Here is a 1,545-nt window from a genome sequence, read left to right as displayed (position 1 = left end):
GCGGGCCGACTGCACTCCGTTCAGGCTGGTGCCGGAGGAGACGCGGGTTCTTCGGCCCGGACCGGGTCGGTCTCGCAAGACACCGGACAGCATCGGTCGCAGAGGCGCAAACACCGTCGAGCGGGCGGTCAACCGTGGAAGCGGCACCGGTCCGAATCCGCATGCGGACACTCGGATCGCCCTGGAAGTCGGCATGTACATTGTCTCGTCGTGATCGAAAGTGTGGGCGGGCGAGTCGTCGCAGACAGGTACGTACTCGCCGACCGGCTGGGCAGCGGCGGTATGGGCACGGTGTGGCGTGCCTGGGACCATCTGTTGCAGCGGACGGTGGCCGTCAAGGAGCTTCACGCCGTGGGCGGCGGGTACGAGCAGCAGGCGGCGATGCGGCGTGTGCTCTCGGAGGCGCGGGCAATCGCCCGGGTGACGCACGCTCATGTCATCGACATCTACGATCTGGTGGAGTTCGACGGCGGTCTGTGGATCGTCATGGAACTGGTGCCGGGTGGCTCGCTGAGCGAGCGAGTGTGGTCGAGCGGGCTCCTGTCACCGGTGGAGACGGCCCACGTCGGCCTGGAGATCCTGTCCGCGTTGGAGGCGGTCCACGCCGCCGGTGCGCTGCACCGTGACGTGAAACCGGCCAACGTGCTGCTGCGCGCGGACGGCAGCAGCGTGCTCACCGACTTCGGTATCGCCGCCCTGTCCGGTCACACGGGTCTCACCGGCACGGGGGGCGTGGTCGGATCGGCCGAGTACATGGCCCCGGAACGCCTGCGCGATCAGCCCGCCGGACCGGCCAGCGATCTGTTCTCCCTCGGCGTCACCCTGTGCTTCCTCGCCTCCGGGCGGACCCCCTTCGCCCGCAGGGACTTCACAGCCACCTCGTTCGCCGTCGCCTTCGAACCTCCCTCCGTCCACGTCCCCGGCCCGCTGGGCGACGTCATCGAGCAGTTGCTGGACAAGGACCCGGCCAGGCGCCCATCGGGCACGCAGCTCGCGGACGCGCTGCGGTCGATCGTCGACGGCGTTCCCCGAACGGCGCACGCGACACTGCGGCAGCCGGCGCCGCCCGCACGCGCGAACCGGCGCCGCACGGCGATCACCGGGGTGATCGCCGTGGTGGTGCTCCTTGCCGGAGCGGGCGTGACCGCGTACGTCGCCGGAGACGACCCCGGCTCTGGTGCGCCCCACCGGCCCGGGCCGACGTCCACCGGTGCCCATGCAGGCTCGCGTGTGGATGCGGTGATGCCGGTTCCGGGTGTGCGGGGCAGGTTCTGGGTGTTCTCCGGCAGCCGGTACATGGTCGTCGAGACGGGTGCGGACCCGGCGTCGGCGCGGCGGGTGAGCGGGCCCGCCCCGATCGCGCAGTGGCGCAAGACGTTCGGCGGACTTGACCGCTTCACCAACAAGATCGACGCAGTCCTGCCCGATCCCCGCGACGACCACCGCTTCTGGGTCTTCTCCGGCGACCAGTACCTGCTCGTCCACACCGCCGGCGACCGCTCCGGCAAAGGCCGCCTCCAAGAACCACGCCCCCTCACCGACTGG

Annotated in this window: 1 protein-coding gene; it reads left to right on the top strand. The window is 70.7% G+C overall.

Annotated features, from left to right (window positions below):
* Positions 1–210: 210 nt before the first annotated feature.
* Positions 211–1,545 (top strand): protein kinase (locus HTZ82_RS25515; protein WP_175411758.1); only part of this gene is annotated, 1,335 nt, incomplete at its 3' end.

This window comes from Streptomyces sp. TRM64462, from assembly GCF_013362995.1.
Lineage (GTDB): Bacteria > Actinomycetota > Actinomycetes > Streptomycetales > Streptomycetaceae > Streptomyces.
The sequence above is the reverse complement of the archived record's forward strand: the minus strand, read 5'-3'. Positions and strand labels throughout refer to the sequence as shown.